This is a genomic window from Brasilonema sp. UFV-L1, from assembly GCF_012912105.1.
Lineage (GTDB): Bacteria > Cyanobacteriota > Cyanobacteriia > Cyanobacteriales > Nostocaceae > Brasilonema.
Genome location: NZ_QMEA01000268.1, coordinates 1 through 2620, shown reverse-complemented (window position 1 = coordinate 2620; position 2620 = coordinate 1). Strand labels below are relative to the sequence as shown.

Genomic DNA, 2620 nt, shown 5'->3' with positions numbered 1-2620 from the left:
ACGGGGTTTCTACCCAAATTTTCGATGATTTTCTATATCTACAAGAAAACTACGTAGTTACAGACGGGATTTTCAAGGACGAAAATATCATTTTTGACAATGTAACTCCCGAATGGAAAGAGTTTTGTGACAAAACTCTCGCATTTGAAATTCCAGTCTATGAATCTGTGAAAGTAGGAGCACTTCTCAAATCAAAACAACAGTGATTCTTAAGGAGACACTTTCATGAACGAGTTAGTGCAACGATTGTCAGAAGGGGAACATCCTGTCGAAGCAAGTTTGTGACAAAATAGCCGCAGCTTTGAAAGATTGTATTGATCGTGGAGATATTCATATCAAATTAGAAATGGAGAATTCCTATGGTAAACTCGTCTAGTTCTTATGTACGGGTATGGTTTATCACTGGTAGCTCACGTGGTTTTGGTCGAGCATTGGCAGAAACATTGCTTGATCGGGGCGAGACTGTTGTGCTAACAGCACGGAATCTACAACAGGTAGAAGATTTAACAACAAGATTTTCTGATCGCACCTTAGCGGTGCAACTTGATGTGACGAAACCCGAAGAGGTACAAGACGCAGTTAAACAAGCAATTGCCAAATTTGGACGCATTGATGTGCTTGTCAACAATGCCGGATATGGGACTTTGGGGGCAATTGAAGAAGTTAGCGATCAGGCAGTTCGCCGTCAGTTTGAAACAAACGTTTTTGGTGTCTTGGAAACGCTGCGGGCAGTCCTACCCCATATGCGGCAGCAACGCGGCGGACACATTCTTAATATTTCATCAGTGAGTGGCATTGTGTCTGGTGCTGGTTCAGGAATTTATGACAGTACTAAATTTGCGCTAGAAGCAATTTCCGAAGCATTGGCGAAGGAAGTTGCACCTCTCGGTATCAAAGTGACAATAGTTGAACCTGGTTCGTTCCGTACAGATTTTGTCACACGTTCTCTTGTCGTAACTGATACCCAAATTGAGGACTATGAAGCAGCAACTGGTCATATCCGTCAGATTGTGCGGGATGTGCAGGATATGAAAATCAGGGAACAAGGTGACCCAAAGAAAGCAGCTCTAGCAATGATTCAAGCGGTTGATAGTGAGAACTCGCCACTGAGATTGGCGTTGGGACCACATGCAATTAATATTATTAATACCAAACTGGAGTCAGTCAAAGCAGAACTGGATACTTGGAAGGAAGTCTCTGTGAATACTGCGTTTGAGGAAGTTGTAGTCGGTGAAACCCAAGTTGCTAGTTAAGTCAGACTGCAATAAGTACCTAGGCAAAATTAATTTCACACTTACTTGTAGTTAAATAAGCGTTTGAAGCAATTTTGATGGGTAATTTAATTTGCGTAGGCATTTACTTCTCAGTTAGGAATTCAGCGGTTGAAGAAAAACTTAGAAAAATCTGCCAGCCTCCGGAAAAATCGCTTTATGAAAGATTGTAATTTTTGTATACCAGTACTTGCGGAGCGATTTTTCCGTTAAGGTCGTGGACTTCTTACCCGTTAACTTGTAATTTGGCACTGCAGTTTTTCCGGAGTTCAATTCCCTGTAAATCCCTGTAGAGACGTTGCATGCAACGTCTCTACATCAATGGGAATGCGTGAAATTCATATCTTAATTCAGCAACGCCGATTTAGGTGTCAGACTTGATTCAGAAGCATCTAATTTCAATTCAGCGCTTGGCGGCAGCAGACAAATGCTGCATTCTCACGGGGCAGCAGAGTGTCAGCAAACTATTTCGTATTAACAAACACGTCCCAATGGTTACTAGATATCCCATCACTGGGGATAATAAAGTTGAGACAGTACGCTACACCTTACTGGAGCAAACCGCAGACTTTGGACAAGTCTTTATTAACCAAACGCAATACTTTTCAAGCGTGCCTTTACAGGTTTGGAACTTCTGTTTGGGAGGTTATCAGATTTGTCAAAAGTGGCTTCAAGTTCGTAAAGGTTGCTCTCTTTCTAATGAAGAGATTCAGCAATATCAGCGCATTGTCTCAATTTTAGAAGAAATCGTTGAGTTAATAGTAGGGATTCATACAGCCATTCAACTGAGTCAATTGAAAAATCAGAAAGTTTTTGAAAAACTACAAGTCATCATCGCAGAACAACTGGGTGTCGAGCAGAACCAAGTCTGTCTAGCATCAAATTTTGCTCAGAATTTGGGAGCAGATTCGTTAGATCTGTTGGAATTATTCATGGTTCTGGAAAAAGCTTTTAACATTCAAATTAATGATGAAGTTGCTAAGAATATTTCGACAGTACAAAAGCTTGTCAATTACATTAGTCAAAATGTTGTGATTTAAGAGTGTGTTTCTAAAGTTAAGGTGTAATACTTTTTGGGTAAAACTTAAGAGGATGTCTGAAAAGCAAGAAAGCCCAGGTAACGGTATCCTGTTAGTATAAAAAATACTACTCTTACCCAGTATTTTTGCTTTGCAGTTATCAAATAACCTCTTGATTGCAAAAATTGTTTCAGAAACGCCAGCCCCTCATAGGCGATCGCTTCCAGTACAGCAAGTCAATGAAATCACTACCGGAGAATGAGTTATACCGTTTCACTTTAAGGTTAGAACATGGTGGGCAAGCAGGGGGCGCTTGGGTCCCCTCTGGGG

2 protein-coding genes and 1 pseudogene are annotated in these 2620 nt (G+C 41.0%); all 3 read left to right on the top strand.

Annotated features, from left to right (window positions below; genetic code table 11):
- Window positions 1-206: pseudogene (locus DP117_RS33910) on the top strand (hypothetical protein); the annotation flags it as partial.
- A 153-nt stretch (window positions 207-359) separates the two neighbouring features.
- On the top strand, window positions 360-1253 hold the full coding sequence (locus DP117_RS33900) for an oxidoreductase (protein ID WP_169222537.1): 894 nt from the start codon (window positions 360-362) through the stop codon (window positions 1251-1253).
- A 509-nt stretch (window positions 1254-1762) separates the two neighbouring features.
- Window positions 1763-2311, top strand: a complete 549-nt coding sequence (acpP, locus tag DP117_RS33895) for an acyl carrier protein (RefSeq protein WP_169222536.1) — start codon at window positions 1763-1765, stop codon at window positions 2309-2311.
- The last annotated feature ends 309 nt before the right edge of the window (window positions 2312-2620 follow it).